Genomic DNA, 24,293 nt, shown 5'->3' on the forward strand with positions numbered 1-24,293 from the left:
GATGTGGCTGCGACCACCCTGGTAGTCGACTGTGAGTGGTCAGGTTCGCGCTGCGATATTGCGCGGTAGCAGATCCCACACATGTCCGTTCTCGTTCACGGTGGCAGTCGTGCGGCGACCGGTACGGGAGAACAGGATGCGGGTGATAGAGCAGTAATCGATGGGAAAGGTCAACGGTCGTTCCAGCCCGAGAACCTCTTGTAACAGCACGTTGATCACCCCACCGTGTGCGAACGCGATAACGGTTTCGGCAGGGTCGGCGGCCGCGACGATACCGGTCACGGCGCTGCGTACCCTGTTTATGAAGGCTTCCGCATCGATCTGTACCGGGAGCTGCCCGGATTTGATCCGCTCGGCGATATCCCGGAATTCTGTAATATCCGGTAATCCAGGGAGATCTCGTAATCCGTGGATATCCCGTAACTCCATCTCGGCGTCCTCGATCGGGATATAGGCGGGCAGATCGCGATCGTATTCGGCGAGGTCGTCGACGATCTCGACGTCGAGTCCAAGCTGTACGGCGGTCGGCGCCGCTGTTTCCCGCGCTCTGCGCTGCGGGCTACTCACCACGCGGGCGATCCGGTGATGATCGAGTGCGGCCGCCACCCGCCTGGCTTGCTCTACTCCTATGGGGGCCAGTTGTGGATCGGCGGGCCCGGCTGGATTCAGTTCCCGGATCGGTTGAGCGTGACGAACGAGGATCAACTGCACCCACCTAACTCTGCCTGATCTCCGGTAACCGGTTTCATTCGGATCCGGTGTGGAGCCCGTTGTGGGTGACATACTTCGAGCATGACTGTCGAGCCGTTTCCGCAGTGGTTGCGACCACCGCCGGGCGGGTTCGTCGCCGAGGATCTCGATCGCCTGCCCGACCTTCCTCCACATACCGAGTTGATCGACGGGAGTCTTGTCTTCGTCGGCCCGCAAGCGCAGTTCCACATGCTGGTCGTTACGTTGTTCGAATCAGCTCTGCGTAGGCTTGCCCCATCGCCTCTGCGGGTGCGGCGGGAAATGACCGTGACCCTCGGGCGAGACCAGCGTCCGGAACCGGATCTCGTCGTGATCCACGCCGAACGCGATGGCGGTCCTGAACTGACCTCGTACCAGGCCGACGATGTCGTATTGGCGGTCGAGGTGGTGTCCGCCGAATCGCGTACTCGGGACCGGGAGCGTAAACCGCAGCTGTATGCCCGCGCGGGGATCGCACATTTCTGGCGGGTCGAGAACGTGGACGGTCGCCCGGTGGTCTACGTCTACGAGTTGGATCCGGCGACGAAAGTCTACGCACTTACCGGGATCTACCACGATCGTCTCGAGCTGACCGTACCGTTCGATATAGACGTCGACCTCACCGATATCGATCAGCTCTGAGCCGATCATTCGGCTGATAGTCGCGGAAACCGGACTCTACGGCGCTGGACACCCCTTGCGTCCTACAGTCGGCAAACCCGGAAGGAAACAAGGATGATCATCGATATCCCCGAGGGGAAAGACCCGATCGGCTACGTCTGGGGCGAAATGGTCCCAGGCATCGGCGCCGCCGCCGCCAACTTCTCGTTGTCGGTCTACTCGCACAGCACATTGGGTCTGCGCGAATTCGAGGCGGCTCGGCTGCGCATCGCCCAGATCAACGCCTGCCTGTTCTGCCAGGACTGGCGCACCGAGCGTGACGGGAAGAAGGTCGAGCCCGAATTCGCCGATGCCGTCACCAATTGGCGCACTACCGACGCCTTCGACGACCGCACCAGGCTGGCCGCCGAATACGCGGAGCGTTATGCCACCGACCACCACGGCCTCGACGATGAGTTCTGGACACGGATGCTCGCCGACTACAGTCAGGCCGAAGTGGTCGAACTCAGCATGAGCATCGGCTCCTGGCTTGCCTTCGGCCGACTGAATCGCGTCCTCGGTTTGGATACCGTCTGCGTGCTACCCAGTCACATATCCGGTCATTGACATCCGATTCGCCGGAAGGGAGAGCCTTTCACCGGCGATAGGTCGGTCAGCGCGGTTTCACCAACGGGAACGGCAGCGTCTCACGAATGCCGCGTCCGGTGATCATCATGACGACCCGATCCACACCGATCCCGAGCCCGCCGGTGGGCGGCATCGCGTGCTCTAGCGCCTGGAGGAAGTCCTCGTCGAGCTCCATCGCTTCCGGATCGCCGTTGGCCGCGAGCAATGATTGCTCGGTGAGCCTGCGTCGTTGTTCGACCGGATCGGTGAGCTCACTGTAGGCAGTGCCGAGTTCGACGCCCCACGCGACCAGATCCCAGCGTTCGGCGACCCCGGGGATACTCTGATGCTGTCTCGTCAGCGGGGATACCGAGGTGGGGAAGTCGATGTAGAACGTCGGCTCGGTGGTGTTGGTCTCGACCAAGTGCTCGTATAGCTCCAGTACCAGCTGCCCGGCGTCCCAGCTGTGCTGATAGAGCACGTCGGCCTTATCGCACAGCTCGCGCAGTTCTTCGGCCGTGGTCGCAGGGGAGATCACGGTGCCGATCGCTTCGGACACCGCGCCGTGTACCGTCTGGACCCGCCATTCGCCGGAGATATCCACTTCCTCGAACGTGCCGTCCCCGCGGGGGCGCAGTACCACCATCGCGCCATTGGCCGCGACCGCCGCGTGCTGGATCAGCAGGCGGCAGGTGTGCATCATGCGCTCGTAGTCGCTATGCGCCGCGTACGCCTCGAGGATGGTGAACTCGGGGTTATGGCTGAAGTCGGCGCCTTCGTTGCGGAAGACGCGTCCGATCTCGAACACTTTCTCCATGCCGCCGACGCATAGCCGTTTCAGATACAGCTCTGGTGCGATGCGCAGGTACAGGTCGAGGTCGTAGGCATTGATGTGGGTAGTGAACGGTGTCGCGTTGGCGCCACCGTGTACCTGTTGCAGGATCGGGGTCTCCACCTCCAGGTATCCCCAGTCCTGTAGTGAGTCCCGTAGTGAACGCACCACGGCGCTGCGCTTGACCAATACCTCACGGATATCGATGGTGACCGCCATGTCGATATAGCGCTGCCGCACCCTGGCTTCGGGATCGGACAGCCCTTTCCACTTGTCCGGCAGTGGATGCAGGCATTTGCCCAGGATCTGCCAATCCGCTGCGAGCAGTGACAACTCATGACGTCTGCTGTGTCCTATCCGGCCGCTCACCTCGATCAGGTCGCCGAGGTCGAAGAACTCGCCGAATTCGGCACTGCGCCGGTAGCCGACTCGTTCGCGATCGATGATCAGCTGGATATCGTCGGTCCAGTCCCGGATCACCGCGAAGATCACGCCGCCGTAGTCGCGGATACGTAACAGCCTGCCGCAGATCCGCACCGTGGTCCCGGGTGGGGAATGCCGTGCCTCGGTGATGGTGTGCGTCGGCGGATAGGCCACCGGGTAGGCATCGATACCGGAAGCGGTCAGGCGCGCAAGCTTGTTCATGCGCACCCGAACCTGTTCCGGCCTGCGCGGATGTTGTTGTATACCGCCGAATTCGACGCTATCCGGCGGGCTGCCGTCGGTATGCAGTCCGGTCACCGACCTGGGTACCGACGTGCGCACACCGGTGTGTGCCGCTGTATCGGGTCGCTCGCCGAACCGAGGGAGGAACCCTTCGGCCATCGCGCTGGCGACCGCTACTCGCGGCAGCTGCCTGCGTTCTTCGAAAAGGAAGAACCGGGGTACCCAGTACGGCTGATATTTGACGTTCGAGCGGTACAGTGCCTCCAGCTGCCACCAGCGGGAGAAGAACAGCAGGACAGCGCGCCACAGCCGTAGTACGGGGCCTGCCCCGATCCGGCCGCCCTCTTCGAATACCGAGCGGAAGACGGCGAAGTTCAATGACATCTTGGTGATGCCGTGTTGTTCGGAGCGCAGTGCCAGTTGTGAGATCAGTAGCTCCATCACCCCGTTCGGGCCCCGCGGATCACGTCGCATCAATTCCAGGGAGACACCGGTGCGACCCCACGGAACCAGCGAAAGCATGCCGAGCACCTGCTCGTGCTGGTCGATTGCTTCGACCAGCAAACAGTCGCCGTCCAGTGGATCGCCCAATCTGCCGAGCGCCATGGAGAATCCACGTTCGGTCTCGGTATCACGCCAGGCTTCCGCACGGGCGACGATCTGGGCGAACTCTCCGGCGGGAATATCCCGGTGCCTGCGAATGCGGACGCCGATACCGAGTTTGCGGAGTCGATTCGCGGCCTGGCGCACCGGTTTCCGTTCCGGCCCTGTCAACGAGAAGTTCCTGGTATCCAGGATCGCCTCGTCACCGAGGCGCAGTGCGGAAAGGCCTGCGCGCCGATACGCTGTCGCACCGAGTTCGCTCGCACCCATGACTGCTGGGGTCCAGCCGAATCGATCAGCCAGACGTAACCAGGTATCGATCGCTTGCGGCCAAGCTTCACGGATGCCGATCGGATCGCCACTGGCCAGACAGACGCCCAGTTCGACCCGATAGGTCACCGCGGCCTTGCCGCTCGGGGCGAACACCACCGCTTTGTCTCGACGGGTGGCGAAGTAACCGAGTGAATCCGCTACGTCCGAGTGCTCCAACAGTCCACGGATCGCGGATTCGTCGGTTCCGGTCATCGCGTTCGCCGCATGCTGTGAGCGCAGCAGAACGATGACCGCGGCCAGCAGGGCGACCGCACCGAACAGGCCGAGCAGGAGGTTGACGAACGCGGGTGGTTGCCCGTCGAAATGTTCATTGTCCGCCAGTACCGCCGCGGTCACCCGGTAGACCGCCCAGCCGGGGCGCTGTATTCCCGGTGGCAGGCTGCCCGGGAACAATTCCACCAGCCCCCAGCCGAGGAGCGTGCCGCAAGTGAGGCCACCGAGCAGGAGGCCGAGCGCCTTCCAGCCCGCACCGCGGCGCACCTTGGTGTAGAACTCGGGCCATGCCGCGATGAGTACCCCGATCATCATGAGGTGCAGCACCATGGCCACCAACGCGTGGATATCGCCTCGGCCTGCGAAGGCCACTGCATTGGCCACCGTGTAACTCATGAGGTAGACGAGCAGCAGCGACCAGGCGATTCGCTTGCGGCCTGCGATCGCGCCCGCCAGCAGGCCGACGATCAGCGCCCACATCAGATTGGTATCCGGTGCGTCGAAGTAATAGTCGTCGATGTAGTGGCGTGGCATCTGGGTTACGAAACGTAGCCCTGGTGAAAGGCTCCACAGGAAGCACAGCACCGCGAACACACCGAGTGCCGATCCCGCGATATGCGGTACGTCCGACAGTCGCCCATGCCCCCGGTGCGGTACCGGCGGAATCGGCTTCCCCTCAGGGAGTTCGGTATCGAGGTACTGCTCGGCTTGCGCGGACGTCACGAAACCAGTGTGTACGCAGCTGTCTCGAACATGCCACGCCACAACACGGCGTGTTCACCGGGCCGCGCCGCTTCTGCCATGCCTGTACCAGATGCGGTGTGGCCAGCGGGAGGGTCCTGTGGACCAGCGGGGTTCGCAGGTGTTCTCGGTCCTCGGCGATCATCGGAAATAGCTGTAGAATTGCTGAGATCTGAGGGCGGTGTTCGGGGGGGTTCGGCTGAGGTAGTAAGTATTACCCCATGTCAGAACCAGTCGATGTGTTGATCGATGACGATGTCATTCGGCTCGGGCAATTCCTGAAGCTGGCCAACCTGATCGAATCCGGTTCGGAAGCAAAGACAGTGATCGCCGCGGGCTTGGTTCGGGTGAACGACGAGGTCGAACTCCGTCGGGGACGGCAGTTGCATCCCGGTGACGTGGTCGTTCTCGCCGGTCACAAGGTCAGGGTTTCCGGCTGAGCGCGCATCATGCGCGAGCGACCGGGGCGCGTCGGCATCGGTAGCGCACTTCGGTGTGGGTGAACGAGGCGCTCCCGAACCGGTTCAGTCTTCGGCGCGCACGACGATACCGTCTGGATCGCTGTAGAGCATATCGCCGGGAACGAAGGTGATACCGCCGAATTCGACCGGTACATCACGATCGCCGCTGCCGGTCTGTGTGCTTTTGCGCGGGTTGGTGCCGAGTGCCTTGATGCCGATATCGAGGGTGCGCAGGATGGCCGAGTCGCGGACCGCGCCGTTGACGATGACACCTGCCCAGCCGTTCTCGACACCGCGCCCGGCGATGATGTCGCCGACCAGCGCGGTGTGCACACTCGCACCGCCATCGACCACAAGCACCTTGCCGTCGCCCTGTTCACCGAGCGTCTGCTTCACCAGCAGATTGTCCTGGAAGCAGCGGATGGTGGTGATGCGTCCGGAGAACGTTTCCCGCAGGCCGAACTGAAGGAACTGCGTATCGCAGCTACGGATCTCCGGGCCGATCTCATCGGCCAGGTCGGCGGTGGCGATTACATTCTGCGATTCGGTCACTGTGGTCATTGTGCCGTGCTCATCGCCGAGCGCGTCCTCGGCCCCCTCCGGCAGGCCGGTCCTGAGGAAACAGCACAGTGCCTGACACGATGTTCTCCACGCGTGTGCGTCCGCACAGTACGCGTGGAGACCGGGTCATCGGCTCCGCTATCGATGCCCGTAGCGCAGTTCGTACAGGTCTCTATCGTGTTCGGAGATCTTGCCGTGGTCGATCAGTCCCGGATTCAAGCCGTGCTGGACCAGCCGGAAGCGGCGCCAGACATAGTTGAGCGAGACCGTGAAGATGATCAATGGAATGACCATCAATACGACCAAACCGATCTTCAGTGGCATTGGTCCAGGGAACAACAACACCAAGGCGAAGAACGGGATAGCCGGAACGAGAAACCGAACGAGATATCGCTCCATGGCCCCGTGTCCGACGAGGTCGTGGATGACCCACTCGTGCAGCTCCTCGGGGAGCTCGCGGCCCAGATCGTAGGCGATCCGCTGCCTTATCGTGGGGGTTCTCATACCTCCAGGCTATGCCTGTGCGATAAATCTCCGCTAGGAGCGAGCGGCGTGGAAAGCGGCGATCTGGGTGACCAGATTATGGGTGGTGTGCTGCACCGCGATCTTCACGAACGGCTCGATGGTTCTGCCGAGGGCCCGTCCCGCCAGGCCGCCTGGCACCCGATAGTCCACGATCGCGTCGATGGTGCACAAGGTGTCGTCTTTGGCATGGAAAAGGAAAGTGGATTCGATTTCGAAACCCTTGATCGATCTCACCCCGATGGCGTAGTTCTGCTCCCACCGGACCACTTCGAGCCGGGACTTCAGCGCAGCCGGGCCCAGCTTCATATTTCCATCGAAGGTGGCGCCGACGCCTTCGGTCTGTTCGCTCACCGGGGTGAAGGACTGCACGCCGTGGAGGAAGTTCGGCAGATTCTGGTAGTCGTTCACGTAGAGGAATGCTGACTCCGCCGAGGCGGCACAATCCTCGACGATTTTCACTTCGGTCATATCGGAACAGTAACCGGGACAGCGCCACATCGTCTCATGCGGTGACGGCCAGGGTCGCGGCGAGCCCGAAAGCCACCGCCATCACCGCGACCTCGACAACCGCACGGCGCAGTGACCTTTCGGCATCCATTCTGTGGTCGGCCGCCCGCGGCACCCAGGTACGTCGCCACCACCAGCCGAGCCAGAGTAACCCGAGCAGTACCGCGATCTTGGCGAGCAGGATTCTGCCGTAGCCGGTGGTGGTGAGCGCACCGATCCCGTCGAGGCGGATCAGCCCGTTCAGTAGTCCGGTCACCGCGACCGTGGCCACCGAAGGCAATGCGACTGCCGAATACCGTGGCAGTGCGACCGCCCACTCACCGCGGGTCCGCACCACCAGAGTCAGCGCGATCAGTAACCCGAACCAGACTGCCGCCGCCAGTGCGTGCACCGCCGCGAGTACGGATCCGAACAGCTGTTGGGACATATGTCCGGTGATCGGGCGCAAGGCCAGTGCGACCGCGGCGAAGACCAGTACCAGGTCGGTCGAGGCGGATTCGGGTCGCCGGAAGGCCAGCGCCGAACCACCGGCCACCGTTGTCACCCCGATCAAAATCGCGATTCCGACCTGGCCACCGCTGATATGGACGAGATAGGTACCGAACTCGCCCGCGCTGAGTCCAGTCACCGGAACACCGACCACGTGGGCCGCTTCGAAGATCAGCGTGCCGAACTCGGCGACCGCCCAGAATCCGGCGACCGCCGCGAGCAGGCGCCATGGCGTGGGTAATCGCGGTACCACCCGTGATAGCGCGGCCAATCCGAGTGTGGTCGACCCGGCGCCGTCGGCGAGTACCCGGATCGCGGCTTCTGTGGGCAGTGGCCCGGGCAGGGCCAGAACTCCGGCGAGTGCTACGCCGACCAACCCGGCCGCGGCAGCCGACAGCAATGCCGCAGGCGATGCCCGAGGGGTAGCTCGTCGTACCTGGGGCCGGCGACAGCTTCTCGCGGGATTCACCGCTTGGGGTTGCGGCTCCTGCCGCCGAACAACGCGAACGCGAGTCCACCGCCGAAGAGCACGATCGCTCCGCCGACGAACACCCACAGCGCAACCCCATCCGAGCTGTTCGAACTCTCGTCGCCCTTAGCGTCCAGCCTGGGACCTGGCGTGCCGTTACCAGGGGTGTTGAGCGTGAAGTGCAGTTTGCCGCTGACCGGGTGGCCATCGGCCGAGGTCACCCGGTAGGCGATGGTGTACTCGCCGACCGGGCCCAGCTCACCGACGGTGACACTGACGGTTTTGCCCTCGACAACCGGTTCACCCTTGGACCACAGGTTTTTGTCCGGGCCGACCACGGTGAGTGCGGGGAAATTGGGCTGCAGTTCTTCGTTGAACGTGATGCTGACCCGCGCCGGGCCGGTCTCCAGCGTCGCGTTGTCCTCAGGGACGCTGCCGACGGCGGCGGAATGCGCGGAGGCGACCCCCGCCGTGGCGATACCCGCTCCGAGCAAGAGCAGGCCCGCCGCGATGGTGGTGAGCAGGCGGCGGATCAGAAGGGTGCTCGTTCGGGCACGGTGTGCCGATCCCTCGTGCCGTCGCGCCGGGTGCGTGAGCAGCCGGGTCCGCGATGCTCGCGGGACCGGCGCGTTGCCGCGATCCCGCTCGGCGACTATCCGGCCGTAGTGTTCGACCGCTGCCGCCCCTTGGCCGGGCACCCCGGTGGTATCGCGAGTGAGCAGGGGTGATCCCGGATCGGCGACCGTCGTGCCGAGGGCGAGGGAAAACGAGCTGTGCATGCTGAAGCCTTCTGTCCGAACCGAACTGTAGTTGTCAGCGCACGCCGAGCCGAGCCAGGATATCGGCCTCGATCCCGGACAGCTCATGGGAGATCGATGTGTGCACGGCACGACGGCGGTTGGCGGGTATCTGATCAGCAGTACGAAGGGCGACGGCCAGGCTGCCGAGGCGTTCTTCGGTCACCGCGACGAACTTCTGCGCTTCTCCTTTTCCACCCTGCGTGCTGCCGTCCTGCGTGCCGACCTTCGCCAATGCCGCTTCCGCATTCGCGATCCTGACCTGGAGCTTGGCGCTGTGCCCTGTGAAATCGCCGAGTTGGTCGATGCTGACGCCGAGCTGCTGGGCGCGATGAGTGTCGAGCCTGCCACGCAGGAATGTCGCACCTCGGTAGGCGAGTGGGGCCAGTACCGGGATCAGTACGCGGACCACACCGAGATATTTCTTGACCTGACTCGGGCTCAACCGATCGCGTTCGGCTTTGGCCGCGACCTTCAGCGCGGCTTTCTCTTCCGCTTGGAGCGTCGCGATCTGTGCTTTGGCGACCTTGCGCTGGGTGCGTGCCTCAGCGCGGCGGGCTTTGCGGTCGTTCTTCGCGGCGAGCTTGGCCTCGATCGTGGCCTTGTGTTTGAGAGCTTTCGCCGCGGCCCTGCGGTTCGGTCGCCGCTTGCGCTTCGTGAACAACCCCATCGAAGGCCCTCCGTCAGGCTGGTTTTGTGGCAGTGCGATGCCCAGTAGGCCCGTCTGCCCATGTCACACGGTTTGCCGATACCCTATCGGGTCGCTGCGGGCCGCGGGGCGGGTAGTGCGGTCTGCCACCGTCTTGTGGTCCTCGATTGGTGGGATTGTCAGGGTAAGGGCCCATACTGCATAGCGTGGATTCGGACATCGGTGACCGGGAAGGTCGCAAGCGTAACGGGGCGGCCATCGATCGGCCCGTCGATGTGCCGACCGCTTTCATCGATGCCAGGGCGCTGATCGGCTGCCGCCATCGCCTGCGTCTGGAGGCGGCGCATCCCGAAGCATTGGCGGGTATTTCCGAGGACGCGGGGATACGTCAGCGCAGGGATGCCGCGGCCGCGCACCGTGCCAGAGTGCGTGACGCGCTGGTCTCGGCCGCGCCGGATGCCTGGGTGGTGATCGATCCCGGGCTTCGCGCCACCGCGCGGGCCGAGGCGACGATGCGCGCGTGCGAGGCGGGTGCGCGCCATATCTGGGGTGGTCTGCTGCCACAGGAACCGGATACCGGCAGGCGTGGCGGTGCGGAGATCCTGCTGCGTGATACCGATCGCGGTGGCTATATCCCGGTCATTGTGGTGAACCACAAAGTGACCGATCCGCGCAGGCCGGAGCCCGCCGACTTCCACCCGACCACTTCGGACCCGTATCGCTGGGATCCGCAACCGGATCTGCGCCGTAAACTGCGCCAGCAGCCCCGTGACCAGCAGCGTCTGGCGCATCTGTACCGGATGCTGCAGCGTCATGGTCTGGCCAGTCCCAGTCTGGCCGGGGGGGTGATCGGCTACGACTTCGACTGCATCCTTGTGCACGATCTGGCTCTGCTGCTGGCCGACTACGACCAGCGCTATGCCGATCGGATCGCCGTGGTGCGTGGTGAGCTGCCGACCGTGCCGTCCAAGGTGCCCGAGTGCAGGCAATGTCCGTGGTGGTCACGCCGGAGCGACGTAGCGGGTTGCGAGAGCTGGCTGGTCGAACACCGCGATGTCAGCGTGGTGGCGCCCGGCTCGCGTGCCGAGGTGCTGCGCGGGCACGGTATCGAGACGATCGATGAGCTCGCGGCCTGGACCGGTCCCGACCCGGAGGACTGGCAGCACGGCCCGTTCGACGAGGCCGTGGTCACCGCGCGCGCATGGCTGGCCGGTGCGCCGCTGGTACGCCGGGTGGAGCAGGTACAAGTGCGCCGGGCCGATGTGGAAGTGGATGTCGACCTGGAAAGTTTCCAGGAACACGGTGCCTATCTGTGGGGGACGTTGTTGCAGGGTGTGTACCGTCCCTTCGTGACCTGGGATCCGCTCCCCACCGAGGACGAAGGGCGTTCCTTCGGTGAATTCTGGACATGGCTGATGGCGGTACGCGCCGAGGCGGCCGCGGCGGGGAAGACGTTCGCCGCCTATTGCTATTCGCGCACCGCCGAGGACAAATGGCTGTACGAGTCCGCACGCCGGTTCGCGGGCAGGCCAGGAGTACCGACGGTGGAGCAGGTGCGCGCGTTTGTGGACGGGCCGCAATGGGTGGACATCTTCCAGGCCGTCTCCGATCAGTTCATCTGCCCGAACGGCAAAGGACTGAAGAAGATCGCCCCGGTCGCCGGATTCGCCTGGCGCGACCCCGAGGCGAGCGGTGAGGCCTCGATGAGCTGGTATCGGCGTGCGGTCGGCTATGCGGACGCTCCCGATATGACGCAGCGCACCCGGTTACTGGAGTACAACGAGGACGATGTCAGGGCCACCCAAGTGTTGCGCGAATGGATGACGACCCGCGCTGATGCAGAGGTTCCTGGTCTTACCGATTTCTGTCGTCGTAGTATCGCGACGTGACAGAGCACGTCGAACAACTCGAGTTCCAGGCCGAGACGCATCAGCTGCTCGACCTGATGATCCATTCGGTCTACTCCAATAAGGACACCTTCCTCCGTGAGCTGATCTCGAATTCCTCCGACGCGCTGGACAAACTGCGGCTGGAGTCCTTCCGGGACAAGGATCTGCATGTCGACACCTCCGATCTGCACATCGAGCTGGAGGTGGACAAGGACAACCGGGTCCTGACCGTCCGGGACAACGGCATCGGTATGTCGCGCGCCGAGGTGGTCGAACTGATCGGCACCCTCGCCAAATCCGGTACCGCCGAGTTACGCAAGAAGCTGAACGAGGCCAAAAGTGCCGCGGCGGGCGATATCGACACCGCCGAACTGATCGGTCAGTTCGGCATCGGTTTCTACTCCACCTTCATGGTCGCCGATAAGGTCACCTTGACCACCCGCCGCGCGGGGGAGACCACCGGTACCAGATGGGAATCGGCCGCGGGCAGCTCCACCTACACGATCGAAGAACTCGACGAGGCGCCGCAGGGCACCTCGGTCGCGCTCCAGCTCAAGTCGGTCGACGAGGAAGATCACCTCTTCGACTACACCCTGGAGTGGAAGCTGCGGGAGATCGTCAAGAAGTACTCCGATTTCATCGCGTGGCCGATCCGTATGCAGGTCGAGCGGACGGTCACCGAGGGTGAGGGTGAGGACGCGAAAGAGACCGAAGTCCTCGAGGAGCAGACCCTCAACTCCATGAAAGCCTTGTGGACCCGCCCGAAGAGCGAGGTCTCCGATGAGGAGTACAAGGAGTTCTACAAGCACGTCAGCCATGGGTGGGACGATCCGCTGGAGATCATTCCGCTGAAGGCCGAGGGCACGTTCGAATACCAGGCGCTGCTGTTCATTCCCACGCACGCGCCGTTCGATCTGTTCGCCCGTGAGCACAAGCGCGGTGTGCAGCTCTACGTCAAGCGGGTGTTCATCATGGACAACTGCGAAGAGCTGATGCCGGAGTATCTGCGTTTCGTCAAGGGCGTGGTGGACGCGCAGGACCTGTCGCTCAATGTCTCCAGGGAGATCCTGCAGCAGGACCGGCAGATCCAGCTGATCCGCAAGCGCCTGGTGAAGAAGGTGCTGTCTACGGTCAAGGATATGCAGGCCGCCCACTTGACCGCGCAGGCGGAGACCGAGCAGGCGGAGTCGGAAGAGAAGACGGATTCGACCGCGTACCAGACCTTCTGGCAGGAATTCGGCCGGGTCCTCAAGGAGGGTCTGCTCTCGGACTTCGACAACCGCGACACCATCCTGCAGGTCTGCTCGTTCGCCTCGACGAATTCCGAGACCGAACCGACCACGCTCGCGCAGTATCTGGAGCGTATGCCGGAAGAGCAGGACAAGATCTACTACATGACCGGCGAGTCCCGGCAGCAGGTAGAGAGCTCCCCGCATCTGGAGGCGTTCAAGGCCAAGGGACGCGAAGTGCTGATCCTGACCGATCCGGTCGATGAGATGTGGGTCGGGTCGGTGCCCGAATTCGAGGGCAAGCCGTTCCAGTCCATCGCCAAGGGCGAGGTCGATCTGGAGACCGAGGAGGAGAAGAAAGCCTCCGAGGCGCTGCGCGAGCAGCAGGACAAGGACTTCGCCGAGGTACTGGCCTGGTTGGGCAAGGCACTGGAGAGCAGTGTCAAGGAGGTGCGCCTGACCAACCGGCTCACCACCTCCCCTGCCTGTCTGGTCGGCGATGTCTTCGACTTCACGCCGATGCTGGAGCGGATGTATCGGGCTTCGGGGCAGGTGTTGCCGGAGAGCAAGCGGATTCTGGAACTCAATCCGACCCATCCGCTGGTCACCGGTCTGCGCGACGCTTACGCCGAGAAGAAGCAGGAGGCCGATGCCGGTACCGCGACCGAGCTGTCGGAAACCGCTGAGCTGCTCTACGGCACCGCGGTGCTCGCCGAGGGCGGCGAATTGAAGGATCCGGCGCATTTCGCCCACATCCTCACCGATCGGCTCACGCGCACGTTGTGAGTTGCCGCGACCGGAGGACTTCTCGGGAATGTCCTCCGGTCGTTGGTGCGTATGCCGGACGTGGTTTCGGTCGTTCTACGGTTACAGTGGCTGCTAGGCGTAGCTGTTCATGGGGCTGGGAAACGTGTCCCGGTATGGCGCGGTGCGATGGATGCCGGAAAGGATCGCTAGAACATGTCCAGAAATCCGCTTGCCGTCGCCGAGCCGTGGGATCTCGTCGCCGACGGTTATGCCGAGTTCGCGGCGGCGATCATGCAGCCGTTCGCGGCTCGTGCGCTCGAGTTCGTCTCCTTGGCGCCCACGGCGCAGATCGTGGATGTCGCGGCGGGGCCAGGCACCCTCAGTTTGCTTGCCGCCGAGCATGTCGCGCTGGTCGAAGCCATCGATTTTTCCGAGCCGATGATCGCGCGACTGGCGAAAGACGCTGTCGCCGCCGGGCTGAGCAATATCCGGGCACAGGTGGGGGACGGACAGAACTTGCCGTTCGAATCCGATCGGTTCGACGCCGGGTTCTCGATGTTCGGACTGATGTTCTTCCCGGAGCGGGCCAAAGGATTCGCGGAGTTGTTCCGGGTCTTGCGGCCCGGTGGTACCGCGGTGGTATCGAGCTGGGCACCGGTCGCGGACTCGCCGTTGATGCGGATGATGTTCGATGCCTTGGCCGCGGCCGATCCGAGTGTCCAGGAGCCGCAGGCCAATTTCCTGAGTCTGGAGAATCCGGAGCTTTTCGAATCCGAGATGCGTGGCGCTGGTTTCGAAGCCATTTCGATCCAGCGGCATTCGATCGCGCTCAGTTTCGCGGAACCGGAAGAGCTCTGGGAGACCATGGTGCGCAGCAGCGCGCCGTTAGAGCTCATGCGGCAAAGCGTGGGTCCGGAGGTATGGGCCGAACGCGCCACGCTGATGCGGGAGTTCCTCACCGAGAGATATCGGCCGCACTCTCCGCTGTCCACCACGGCGTATCTCGGTATCGGACACAAGCCGCTCAGGTGAGCGCTGACTGTGTGGCTCTTTCCGCGGAAGGAGCCACACAGTCGTGATTTCTCGGCCCGAACTACCGCGGGGCCATGCGCAGCGCACCGTCCATCCGGATGGTCTCGCCATTGAGGTAATCATGTTCGACGATGTACTGCGACAGTTGCGCGTACTCGTCCGGGCGACCCAAGCGAGAGGGGAAAGGAACCCCGGCCTCGAGTCCCTTGCGGTACTCCTCGGTGACACCTGCGAGCATCGGGGTATCGATGATGCCGGGGGCGATCGTGTTCACCCTGATACCGAACTGAGCCAGGTCGCGGGCGGCCGGAACGGTCATGCCGTGCACGCCACCCTTGGACGCCGAGTAGGCGATCTGGCCGACCTGGCCCTCGAACGCGGCGACCGACGCGGTGTTGATGATGACGCCGCGCTGGCCGTACTCGTCAAGGGCTTCGGTCTTGGCGATCGCGTCGGCGGCCAGCCGCATGACATTGAAAGTGCCGAGCAGGTTCACCGTGATGACCTTGCGGAACAGTTCCAGATCGTGCGGCCCGTTCTTGGACAGGATGCGGCCGGCCCAGCCGACGCCTGCGCAGTTGACCACGATCCGCAGCGGGGTGCCGGACTCGGAAATCTGCGCGATGGCCGCGCCGACCTCGTCACCATTGGTGACATCGGCCGGAATGAGGGTGATGCCTGCGGGAACGCTGTCGCCTGCCCGCTCGATCGACTGCGGTACGTCGAGCCCGAAGACGGTGGCGCCCAGTTCGGCGAAACGTTTGGCGGTGGCGGCGCCTAGGCCCGATGCCGCTCCGGTGACTATGGCGGCGGAACCCGAAATCTCCACGGTGGTCCTCTCGTTGATGACAGCCAATTGGCTTCTCGTCAATGGCACCCTAACCGGTGCTCGGTGCTTGGGTCTGCGCGGAAGGGGCCTGGTATGCGTCGATCGAGTTGTCGCCGCACTTCGTCGCGGGGATCAACGACCTATCTGCGCCGGTGGCCGACCTGCTCCGGTCGGCACCGGCGCCGCGGTAGCAGTCTGCCCCGCGCTGGAGGCGGGGTGCTTGCGCTCGGAAGCCCGGTGCATCAGTAGTGCGCAGAGGGCTGTCGCCGGTGCCGCGATGGCCACCACCGCGACGACCGGTCCGGTCAGTGCTTGGGTGAGGGTACCGAGCAGAGTCGCCGTGCCGAAATAGAGGAAAAGCAGTGCCGAGCCGATACCGATGGCGTGCTCGGGTAGATGTTTGCCGAGCAGGATGCCCGCCGCGATGGCGAGTGCGTCGGCGGCGACCATGCCGATGGTCGAGCCGAGCCATACCACGGCCCAGTGGTAGTCGGTGGCGAGTGCGGCGGTCGCGAACATAGTCCGGTCGCCGAGCTCGGCGAGCAGGAACGCGGACAGCACAACGAAGAAGGGCGCACTCGCGGTTCTCGGCGTCTTCGGGCGCGGTTGCTCCTCCGTAGGGCCGAAATGTTCCCGCAAGGTCCACAGGCCGACGGCGAGGAAGGTGATCGCGGCGACGATTGCGATCGCGTGGGTAGGCAGTGCCGTGCCGAGAAAATGTCCGACGGCGACCGAGATGATGTGTACCGCGGCCGTCGCGGTCGCGATCCCGCCCAATACCACCCACCAGCGGTAACGCAGTGCGAATGTCAGTGCCATGAGCTGGGATTTATCGCCCAGCTCGGCGAGAAAGACGATGCCGATACTCAGCGCTAGGGTGGTGATCACAGGTGGCTGCTCCCGGGTCTCCGGCCTGCCGGTCGGAGCTACGGGTAGCCTCCGGCCGACAACGAAATGGTTGTCCAGGCCGAAGGTCTCGCCCACCGACGGAACGCCGGTTCACGCAGCCGGACCCATGGCCGGATGAGGCGCTGGATCAGTATGTCGACCACGCGATTGGGGGCTACTCCCCTTCGCTGCTGGCAACTGTACTCCATCGAGCCGCCACTGCCAACTTGTCGATAATCGAAATAGCAATGCGCACAATAATTTTGGTGATCCACAGGAGGGGTTTCGGCTAACCATATCCGGTAGGTGGGAAGGCCTCATCGCACAGTCGGCAACCCCCATCGGCTGTCAGGGGGCTGGGCTGACCCGATTGTCCGGTTGGGGTCGAGTCGTTATGGTGGTCCTTTGAAGGGCGGGGGCTTCGTGCGGTCCCGGCGGTCGTACAGCGAGTGTCGAGGAGGGGTGCGGTGCGGGGCAGTCGAGCGCTGATACCGGTGTCGAGTGCGTTGGTACTGGCAGCCGGATGCGGGACCTCGAGTGAGGGTGATGCCGGGTCGGTGGATGCTGTGGAGAGCGGGACCGCGCTCGCGGAGCAGGCGCCCTCGGGGTTCGATCCGTGTACGGATATCCCGAAATCGGTGCTGGATTCCGAACGGCTGCGAGTGGCCAGTTTGCCTAACAGCGCCGATTACAACGGCGGTGGCGGTATCAAGTGGCGAGGCTGCCGGTGGGTCGTACCGGATAGCTATGCGGCCGGGATCACGACGACCAATCTCACGGTTGAGCGGGTGCGGGCGAACCCCAAGCTCACCATCCGGGATGAGTACGTCATTGACGGGCGGCAGGCGATTGCCACCAATGTCGCCACCCGCAGCAACCCCCGCTCGACGTGCACGTTGAATGTCGAGATGCGTGGCGGGAGTCTGGAGTTCTCCCTGGACAATCCCGACTCTCGTCGGGAGACCGGGCATATGGATACGTGTGTGCTGGCGCAGAGGTTGGCGGAGAAGGTGGTCCCATTGATTCCACATGACGCATGACCGGAGCGAGAGTCCTTCGCACTCGGGCGAGGGGATACGGCATGAGTAGTCGGGTCTGGAGACGGCAGCGTGGCATGGCCACGCAGGGGTTCGCTCAGACTGGAAGGGATACAGCATGAGCGATGAGAAGCCATTGCGGGATCTGCTCACCGAGGCGCAGGAGGGTCGGCTGTCGGTGCGTTTCGGGGGGACCGGACCGGGGGCGGTGCGGGTGGACGCCGAGGAGTTCGTCGCTATCGAACGCGACTGCGAGTCGTTCAAGACTTTGATCCAAGAACTTCAAGGGATAGCCACGGATATCGCTAATCGTGAGGTATGGGGCTTGGGGGAGAACACCGCCGAGCTGACCTCGGCGCAGACCTTGGTGCGCCGATTCAGGGAGAAGGCCCTTGGGTCCGATAACAGCGTGCACGCGGTGCTCGAGCAGCATTACCGCATTGTCGACGACCTCCAGCAGTTGCATCGCCTGATCGCGCAGCGTTACCAGGCCACCGACGCCGAATTCGCTGCTCGCTATGGCGAACTCATGACCGAGCCACCCGCCCCTGGCACCCCTGGTGGACCGAGCTCCCCGCAGGATCTGGTGTAGCGATCCGCACCGGACACGAGTCACAGCAGGTGAACCATGGACTTCGAGAACCCGCAGATCCAACAGCCGGAATCCCCGCACGGCTTCCGGCATCCGCAGATCAATTCCGCCTTCAACCCGCTGCGGCCCATCGACAATGCGCTGGAAGCGGCCAACCAATACGGGCAGATCGCGCAGAAGTGGCGGCACGGTGTGGAAGATTTCGCCGCCCGCATTCGCCGCTCCAGTGCCGCGGCCTGGGACGGTCCGGCTGCTGAGGCCTCGCGCGAGGCGATCGGCAGCTACACGCAGCGTGCCATCGAATTGACCTCCGAATTGGAGACGCTGTCCAACCGGGTGTACGAAACGGTGCAGGCGATTACCACGACCAATGACAAACTGCCCGGTGTTGTCAAGGGATTCAGTTGGACCTCGCTGGATACCTGGTTCGGTTTGAAAGATGACGAGCGTGACGACGCGGAAGAAGAAGCCCGCCAGGTGATGGAAAGTCACTATGTCACCCCGTTCGCCGCTGCGGACAAGGAGATTCCCGTGCTCCCCGCTCCGGTGAGTCCCACCGACCCACTACACGGCCCTTTCCCCGACGACACCGGCCGCAGCGGTGGCGGCACCGGAACTGGGGGCCTCGGCGGCGGTGGTTTCCCCGGCGGTTCGGACAGCGGTACCAGCGGTGCGGGCACACCGAGCGAATCCCCTGCCGTCGCGGCCCCCGATGAGCAGACCACCGCCGGAGGCCCTGCGCCGGAGCGCGGTGCTTCGAGCGATCCGGACGCTCCGCCGCAGACCACCGCGAGCAGTTCGACACCCACCGATCCGTCAACCACCCCGGCTGCTGCCATGACCCCCGCTGCTGCCGCCACCCAGGACCGGCCATCGGTCGGATCGCCTGGTGGTTTCGGTAGTGGAGGTGCTTCTGGCAGCGGAGGTGGTTTCGGCGGTGGCAGTGGTGCGGGTAGTGGCAGTGGCTTCGGTGGACCGGGTGCGTCAACCCTGACGCCGAGGCCGGGAAGCGGCTTCCCTGGTCGACCCGGCGCTACCGCCCCTGCCGCTACCGGTGCGGGCTCGGCTGCCGCCGGGGCAGGCCGGGCCGGTATGCCCGGCATGATGGGCGCTCCCGGCGCAGGCCGGGGCCAAGACAAAGATGACGATACGCACAAGATCCCGGACTACTTGATCACCGCTGAGAACACCGAGGAGTTGCTCGGCGAGACACCGCGAACCGTATCCGGCGGGATCATCGGCGCCGACGCGCCTGCAGCCGATCCGCCGCAGTCATAACGAATGAGGAGCATCATCCACCGATGACTGAATGGGTATGGGAACCGGATGCTTTCGCCGCGCTCTGGTACAGCGAAGGAATAGATCGTTTTCCCCGTCCACTGCGTTTTCTGAGCAAATACCAGACCAGGGACGCTTACGACGCGCACCGGGCGCGGGTGCTCGCCGCATTGGACGAGGAGCAGCGGGAATTGATCCGGTTGGCCTTCCACACGCTCACTGAAGGGCAGCTCCGCATCGAAATCCGAGGCGGGTCAACGGCCACCGATCGTGGCGCCATACGCGAGTACCGTGTGGTCGGCGCCTGCACCACCGACTACGGCATGGCGCTGGCCCAGTCCACGGTCGACGATATCGACGGCCCCGTCCACGGCAGGCTGTTTCCGGCCGAGCAGCTACCGCGACGTCTGGCTCGGCTGCTGCCTGCCTGCCCAGCGGGTGCTCAGCCCGCGGCGACCTTCGCGGTGCGTGATCTGAACTCCCGGAGTGCTCCGGAGCATTACTCGCGGCGCAGTCCGCGTGAACAGTACGAGGCGTTGACACGCCGCCCCATCGATGGCGGGGGCAATGCCCGCTTGCTTGTCGGTCACATTCTCGAGCGCCCTGCCCCGTGGTATTCCATGCAATGGGTCGACGTGACCGGCGACGGCCGTTATCTGCGACACCGGACCAGTGAACACATCGACATCCGCCCCGTTGTCGCCGCCGATTTCGCTGCCGGGTTCACCACGTGGATCGACCATGCCCGCGGGCGCCTGCGGGCGGACGAGTCCAGCACCTGGTGAACAGGTTTCGTGCTCACCCGGGCAGGCAGCCGTCCGGAATCGTGATGCCCGGATCGCCGACCGGAGCGAGATCGATCCGAGCCGCGTGGTGATCAGGCCATCGAGCGCAGGCACGACCCGGGTGGCGCAGTACGTGCCGGGTCGGTGATTCGCAGCACAGCGGTGCTGATAGAGCCGATTCCGGTGCCCTGAGCGAACACCGGAATCCGAACGCCTACGCGGTATTCGAGCCGCCGCGCTGCGCACCTGCCAGGCAGCGGTCAGCTGCTGCCCGCTATCACTCCGCCGAGGAACTCCCCGGAGCCGCTGGCGCTGCCGCTGCCGAGATTCGAGCTGCCACCGCTCGCGCTGCCGGTGATGGGTGATTTCTCACGGACATCGATGGCCACCGATTTGGTGCTGAAGCCCTGCGTGGCGGTGATGACGTGCTGACCGGCGCTGCTCGGGGTCCATTCGATCTTCGCTGTTCCGGTCAGCGGGTTCGGAAGTACAGGTGAGGTTTCCAACTTGTTGCCGTTGTCGCTGAAGGCAACGGGCAGGAGACCGGAGACGCCGCCGATCTTGGCAGTGATGGTGTAGGTGGTGCCGACGGTGTGGAGAACCCCGGATACCGATACCGACGAGACACTGGCCTGCGCCGAGGGTGCTGCGAGCACGACGGTGGCTGCTATGGCGGCGAAGCTGGTGAGCCCGGTGCCCGCGCGAAGGGCTCGAGTGCGCACTTTTGTGGATCGATCGTGTTTCACATTTTTCACAGACATGACTACGGTTTCTTTCGGTTGGAGGGGATCTGGTTCTCGGAGGGTCAGCCGAGTAGATTGCCGAGGATTCCGTCGGCGCTCCCGGTATTCGCGCTTCCGCTGCTGCCGCCAGGCTTGGTGACGTCGACGACGATCGACTCGGTGCTGCTGCCCTGCGTAGCCGTGATGATGTGCTGTCCGGGGGACTCCGGGGTCCACTCCTGAGTGGATTTGCCCGGCGGCCAGGGCACCTTGGGGCCACCGATTTTGACGCCGTTGGCGGTCCAGGTGACGGGCAGGCCGAACGATATGCCGCCGACGGTGGCTTCCAGGGTGTAGCTGGTGCCGACGACGTGGTCGCTGCCGGAGATCGTCACGCTTTTGACGGTGGCTTGTGCTGATGGCGCTGCGAGAACAATGACGGCTGCTGTCGCGGCGAGGCTGGTGAGCCCGGTGCCGACTCGGCGAGCGGCGGTAGTGCTGGGCATAGCGTCACTCCTATGTGCTTCCCAAATGTGATAGGAAGCACACACTAGAGGACCGTCTATATAAAATGTGTGTGTTTCACAAAGAAAATTTAAGAAACGCACGCAGTGGCTGGTGAGCCGGGATCTGCGCCAGGCGCACACCGAGTGCGCTGTGGCTGTCGGCGCCAACCCGGCGGGCACCGGTCCGAGCCCGGGAGGCGTGCCCGTTCACGCGGCCAGCAGCATCGCCAGAATCGCGGTGTCGGGATCGCTGATCGGGTCGAGGCCTACCCGGCTCACCAGCGAGGTGACTGTGCCATCGGATTCCGCCTCGGCCCAGGCGGCGCGGTGCTCCAGCCCTAGATGTGGCACCCCGGGCAGTAAGACGCAGCCGGAGGCAGCACCCGCGCACTCGGGCAGCGACGGACGGGTTTCGGATGGGGGGTGCAGCATCAGCAGAGCCGGAGGTACATGTGCGGCGAACCGCCCCGGCTCCAGGGCTTCATCGCCGAGTACCGGACCTTCGGCCAGTACCAAGCCGACCGTGCCCGGCGCGGGATCATCGGGTAGGTCCTCGCGTACGCCGAAAACTGTCGAGGTCGACAGCAAGCCGGGTAGGGTGGCCACGCGGACCGCGAGTACGAGCACTTGAGCCCATTCCTTGGTGGTGTCCGGCCAGCGGCCGGAGATGAGAAAGCCTCGTAGTGACCCGCGAGCGTGGAACGGCGTGATGCCGATGGGTTCGTTCGTGCGCATTTCTGCCTCCCGTCATGGAACCGGGGGCGGCTTTGCCCGTCCTCTTGATCTGTGGATTCCCGAATATGAACCAAGAATCACCTGGCACACAAGTACCAAAGAGTGCTAATCGGACGGTGGGTGGCAGACCGGACGCGGATCGGGTCCGCGAACTCCCATCATGCGACGCGAGTTCGTGGACCCGATCGGGGTCTTCGAGCCGACTCAGCCGAAGATGAGACCCTTGCCCTGGGAAACCGCCCTGGCGAACCGATCCTGCACATCGGCCCAGTTGACCACGTTCCAGAACGCGGTGACGTAGTCCGCCTTGACATTCTTGTACTGCAGGTAGAAGGCATGCTCCCACATATCGACCTGCAGCAGCGGGATGATGCCGAGCGGGACATTGGCCTGCTGATCGTAGAGCTGGAAGGTCAGCAGTTTCTGGCCGAGAGTGTCGTAGCCGAGCACCGCCCAGCCGGAGCCTTGCAGGCCGTTGGCCGCCGCGGTGAACTGGGCGCGGAACTTGTCGAACGAGCCGAACTGGTCGTCGATCGCCGCGGCCAGTTCACCGACAGGCTTGTCACCGCCGTTGGGGGAGAGGTTCTTCCACCAGATGGAGTGATTGACATGGCCGCCGAGGTGGAACGCCAGGTTCTTCTCGTTCAGGAAGATCGCCGCGTGGTCACCGGCTTCGCGAGCCGCGGCGAGCTTCTCCAGTGCCGTGTTCACTCCGGCGACGTACGCGGCGTGGTGCTTGGAATGATGAATCTCGTTGATCTGCCCGGAGATATGGGGCTCCAGGGCGCTGTAGTCGTAATCCAGATCTGGCAGCGTGTACTCAGCCACGATGTCCCTTCCTATGTCGGGCTGGTTGTGCTCATTGTGCCGAGCACAGCCAACCATCATTCGTACACCCAGTCGATTCCAACTCGGGCCGATGCCTACGCATTCCGGTCGAACCGCGCACAGCGGGTGGATCGCGCTGCCACACCACAGACATCAGCACTACTGGAAACGCACCCATAGCATCACAAGCATCACATCATGTCGTGGTACGGCGAACTAGCGGGGCGTCCCGGCCGCCCCGAGTCCGGCATGATCACCGTGGAGCAAGTCCGGCCCGGCCGAGCCGAATCGCTCGTCGTGCCGGATACCCACTTCGGGCACGGTCACGCGATCCATCGGATACGCAGTCGTCGCAGTGTTTCCGGCGCACCGGCCGTTACAGCGGTGGAGCGATACCTGGGCGGGTCGCTTGCGGGTCACCCGCATCGTGTGCCTGCCACCAGCGGGTGCCGCCTGCGATGAAATCCGTCAGTGGGATCTGCTTGCCCTGCGGGTCATGGACGGTGATGCTGTCGAACCAGACTCGGACGTCCAGTTCGCGTGGATTGATGCCCTCCTCTTGGGAGAACTCCAGAATGTGCGCGGATTCGTGATCGGCGATCTCGACGTCGAAGCTGAGCAGTTCGCCCCACAATGCCCAGCCGCTGTCGTCGAGATCGATGAATTCCCAGCCGTGTAGCCGAGCGCCGCCGAAGCTGCGCACGGCCTCGTCCAAGCGATCCAGTCGCAGCGGCATGACCTGGGGCTCGACATCGTCCCAGTGTTGGGATCGTAATGACGCGGCGATCCGGCTCACGCCGGTGAATGTCACCTGCACGCGGTAGTCCTCGGCTGCTGTCCCGTGCTCGGGAATGGTCAGCACTTCGAGATCGAGTCGCAGCTGATGAGCTGCTTCGTCCACGACGAGGCCAAGGCATGTGGCCTCCGACAGCGCGGTATTGATGCCTGCGGTGTCCATTCCGTCGAGTAACCCCCTACTTGCAGTCATAGCTCCAGGCTACCGACTGTATCCTTCGTAACTCTGTATTTTTGCGGCGTTCCCCCTTTTGATGGAACCGATTGCGTCTTCGCTGCGTCCAAGTAGATATCGGAACTTGTTCGTTCGCAGGTTCCGAGGTCGGCGACGAATGGCCGCTCCGGGATGGATCAGGAGGGGAGTCTCGGATCGGTCATTCGCATCGCTTGTTCCCCGCGCAAGGCCGGGGAGCTTCTTGGAAACCTCCGCGCGAGCAGCGGAGTGGCCGTGGCCTTCCGACCGGGAACACGGAAAGAGCTTTCCGGGCGCCTGATCCGCTGTTCGCGAACTCGTTTCCGGCGGTGTATCCGCTGCTGCGCGGGTCTTGTGGATCAGATTGTGAATTATGTGGATAACTTCATCGGTGTCATTCACTAGC

Annotated in this window: 25 protein-coding genes; 10 read left to right on the plus strand and 15 right to left on the minus strand. The window is 64.0% G+C overall.

Going from position 1 to position 24,293, the window contains the following annotated elements; genetic code table 11:
• Positions 1 to 39 precede the first annotated feature (39 nt).
• The gene (locus tag ACL02S_RS20450) at positions 40 to 711 is read right to left on the minus strand and encodes a histidine phosphatase family protein (protein ID WP_412804073.1); all 672 of its coding nucleotides are present in this window, start codon (positions 709 to 711) and stop codon (positions 40 to 42) included.
• 81 nt (positions 712 to 792) lie between these two features.
• Between ACL02S_RS20450 and ACL02S_RS20455 the strand changes: the two genes are divergently transcribed.
• The gene (locus ACL02S_RS20455; protein ID WP_412804074.1) at positions 793 to 1,371 is read left to right on the plus strand and encodes a Uma2 family endonuclease; all 579 of its coding nucleotides are present in this window, start codon (positions 793 to 795) and stop codon (positions 1,369 to 1,371) included.
• Positions 1,372 to 1,464: 93 nt separating this feature from the next.
• Positions 1,465 to 1,956 carry a carboxymuconolactone decarboxylase family protein gene (locus tag ACL02S_RS20460; RefSeq protein WP_412804075.1) on the plus strand — a complete coding sequence of 164 codons (492 nt, stop codon included), beginning with the start codon at positions 1,465 to 1,467 and terminating at the stop codon, positions 1,954 to 1,956.
• 46 nt (positions 1,957 to 2,002) lie between these two features.
• Here the strand turns inward: ACL02S_RS20460 and lysX are convergent, their stop codons facing one another.
• The gene (gene lysX, locus ACL02S_RS20465; protein WP_412804076.1) at positions 2,003 to 5,326 is read right to left on the minus strand and encodes a bifunctional lysylphosphatidylglycerol synthetase/lysine--tRNA ligase LysX; all 3,324 of its coding nucleotides are present in this window, start codon (positions 5,324 to 5,326) and stop codon (positions 2,003 to 2,005) included.
• Positions 5,327 to 5,565: 239 nt separating this feature from the next.
• On the opposite strand from lysX, the gene ACL02S_RS20470 reads away from it, so the two are divergent.
• On the plus strand, positions 5,566 to 5,784 hold the full coding sequence (locus tag ACL02S_RS20470) for an RNA-binding S4 domain-containing protein (RefSeq protein WP_412804077.1): 219 nt from the start codon (positions 5,566 to 5,568) through the stop codon (positions 5,782 to 5,784).
• An 84-nt stretch (positions 5,785 to 5,868) separates the two neighbouring features.
• Here the strand turns inward: ACL02S_RS20470 and rraA are convergent, their stop codons facing one another.
• The 6 genes from rraA to ACL02S_RS20500 form a co-directional block, all read right to left on the minus strand.
• Complete coding sequence (rraA, locus tag ACL02S_RS20475) at positions 5,869 to 6,366, minus strand: ribonuclease E activity regulator RraA (protein ID WP_412804078.1); 498 nt, start codon at positions 6,364 to 6,366, stop codon at positions 5,869 to 5,871.
• A gap of 138 nt (positions 6,367 to 6,504) precedes the next feature.
• On the minus strand, positions 6,505 to 6,870 hold the full coding sequence (locus ACL02S_RS20480; protein WP_412804079.1) for a DUF5313 family protein: 366 nt from the start codon (positions 6,868 to 6,870) through the stop codon (positions 6,505 to 6,507).
• A gap of 33 nt (positions 6,871 to 6,903) precedes the next feature.
• Complete coding sequence (locus ACL02S_RS20485) at positions 6,904 to 7,359, minus strand: SRPBCC family protein (RefSeq protein ID WP_412804080.1); 456 nt, start codon at positions 7,357 to 7,359, stop codon at positions 6,904 to 6,906.
• A gap of 34 nt (positions 7,360 to 7,393) precedes the next feature.
• Entirely contained in the window at positions 7,394 to 8,287 is an 894-nt protein-coding gene (locus ACL02S_RS20490) for a CopD family protein (RefSeq protein ID WP_412804081.1), read from the minus strand.
• Between the two features lie 65 nt (positions 8,288 to 8,352).
• Complete coding sequence (locus ACL02S_RS20495; protein ID WP_412804097.1) at positions 8,353 to 8,889, minus strand: copper resistance CopC family protein; 537 nt, start codon at positions 8,887 to 8,889, stop codon at positions 8,353 to 8,355.
• Between the two features lie 280 nt (positions 8,890 to 9,169).
• A complete protein-coding gene (locus ACL02S_RS20500) occupies positions 9,170 to 9,823 on the minus strand; it encodes a DUF6474 family protein (RefSeq protein WP_412804082.1) in 654 nt (217 codons plus the stop codon).
• A gap of 236 nt (positions 9,824 to 10,059) precedes the next feature.
• Here ACL02S_RS20500 and ACL02S_RS20505 point away from each other — a divergent pair, with 236 nt between their 5' ends.
• From ACL02S_RS20505 to ACL02S_RS20515, 3 genes are all read left to right on the plus strand, one after another.
• Positions 10,060 to 11,691 (plus strand): TM0106 family RecB-like putative nuclease, encoded by a 1,632-nt coding sequence (locus tag ACL02S_RS20505; RefSeq protein ID WP_412804098.1) that lies wholly within the window; start codon positions 10,060 to 10,062, stop codon positions 11,689 to 11,691.
• Positions 11,688 to 13,706, plus strand: coding sequence for a molecular chaperone HtpG (gene htpG / locus ACL02S_RS20510; RefSeq protein ID WP_412804083.1), 2,019 nt, complete (start codon positions 11,688 to 11,690; stop codon positions 13,704 to 13,706). The genes ACL02S_RS20505 and htpG overlap by 4 nt, the downstream gene beginning before the upstream one ends.
• A 174-nt stretch (positions 13,707 to 13,880) precedes the next feature.
• A complete protein-coding gene (locus ACL02S_RS20515; RefSeq protein WP_412804084.1) occupies positions 13,881 to 14,699 on the plus strand; it encodes a class I SAM-dependent methyltransferase in 819 nt (272 codons plus the stop codon).
• A 61-nt stretch (positions 14,700 to 14,760) separates the two neighbouring features.
• Here the strand turns inward: ACL02S_RS20515 and ACL02S_RS20520 are convergent, their stop codons facing one another.
• Together ACL02S_RS20520 and ACL02S_RS20525 are read right to left on the minus strand one after the other, a co-directional pair.
• Entirely contained in the window at positions 14,761 to 15,528 is a 768-nt protein-coding gene (locus ACL02S_RS20520) for an SDR family NAD(P)-dependent oxidoreductase (protein WP_412804085.1), read from the minus strand.
• A gap of 132 nt (positions 15,529 to 15,660) precedes the next feature.
• Positions 15,661 to 16,416, minus strand: a complete 756-nt coding sequence (locus ACL02S_RS20525) for a TMEM165/GDT1 family protein (protein ID WP_412804099.1) — start codon at positions 16,414 to 16,416, stop codon at positions 15,661 to 15,663.
• Between the two features lie 467 nt (positions 16,417 to 16,883).
• On the opposite strand from ACL02S_RS20525, the gene ACL02S_RS20530 reads away from it, so the two are divergent.
• The 4 genes from ACL02S_RS20530 to ACL02S_RS20545 all read left to right on the plus strand — a co-directional run bounded on the left by ACL02S_RS20530 (position 16,884) and on the right by ACL02S_RS20545 (position 20,108).
• A complete protein-coding gene (locus tag ACL02S_RS20530; protein ID WP_412804086.1) occupies positions 16,884 to 17,456 on the plus strand; it encodes a DUF3558 domain-containing protein in 573 nt (190 codons plus the stop codon).
• Positions 17,457 to 17,571: 115 nt separating this feature from the next.
• Entirely contained in the window at positions 17,572 to 18,045 is a 474-nt protein-coding gene (locus ACL02S_RS20535; protein WP_412804087.1) for a hypothetical protein, read from the plus strand.
• Between the two features lie 36 nt (positions 18,046 to 18,081).
• Positions 18,082 to 19,323, plus strand: coding sequence for a hypothetical protein (locus ACL02S_RS20540; RefSeq protein WP_412804088.1), 1,242 nt, complete (start codon positions 18,082 to 18,084; stop codon positions 19,321 to 19,323).
• Between the two features lie 23 nt (positions 19,324 to 19,346).
• Positions 19,347 to 20,108, plus strand: coding sequence for an ESX secretion-associated protein EspG (locus ACL02S_RS20545; protein ID WP_412804089.1), 762 nt, complete (start codon positions 19,347 to 19,349; stop codon positions 20,106 to 20,108).
• A 260-nt stretch (positions 20,109 to 20,368) separates the two neighbouring features.
• Here ACL02S_RS20545 and ACL02S_RS20550 read toward each other — a convergent pair whose 3' ends face one another.
• From ACL02S_RS20550 to ACL02S_RS20570, 5 genes are all read right to left on the minus strand, one after another.
• Positions 20,369 to 20,830, minus strand: coding sequence for a hypothetical protein (locus ACL02S_RS20550; RefSeq protein ID WP_412804090.1), 462 nt, complete (start codon positions 20,828 to 20,830; stop codon positions 20,369 to 20,371).
• A gap of 83 nt (positions 20,831 to 20,913) precedes the next feature.
• Entirely contained in the window at positions 20,914 to 21,336 is a 423-nt protein-coding gene (locus tag ACL02S_RS20555; RefSeq protein ID WP_412804091.1) for a hypothetical protein, read from the minus strand.
• Between the two features lie 207 nt (positions 21,337 to 21,543).
• Positions 21,544 to 22,071, minus strand: a complete 528-nt coding sequence (locus ACL02S_RS20560) for a peptidase (protein WP_412804092.1) — start codon at positions 22,069 to 22,071, stop codon at positions 21,544 to 21,546.
• A gap of 204 nt (positions 22,072 to 22,275) precedes the next feature.
• Positions 22,276 to 22,899 (minus strand): superoxide dismutase, encoded by a 624-nt coding sequence (locus ACL02S_RS20565; protein ID WP_412804093.1) that lies wholly within the window; start codon positions 22,897 to 22,899, stop codon positions 22,276 to 22,278.
• 376 nt (positions 22,900 to 23,275) lie between these two features.
• On the minus strand, positions 23,276 to 23,887 hold the full coding sequence (locus tag ACL02S_RS20570) for a hypothetical protein (RefSeq protein WP_412804094.1): 612 nt from the start codon (positions 23,885 to 23,887) through the stop codon (positions 23,276 to 23,278).
• Positions 23,888 to 24,293: the final 406 nt, after the last annotated feature.

Origin of the sequence: Nocardia spongicola, from assembly GCF_047200775.1 — a bacterium.
GTDB lineage: Bacteria > Actinomycetota > Actinomycetes > Mycobacteriales > Mycobacteriaceae > Nocardia.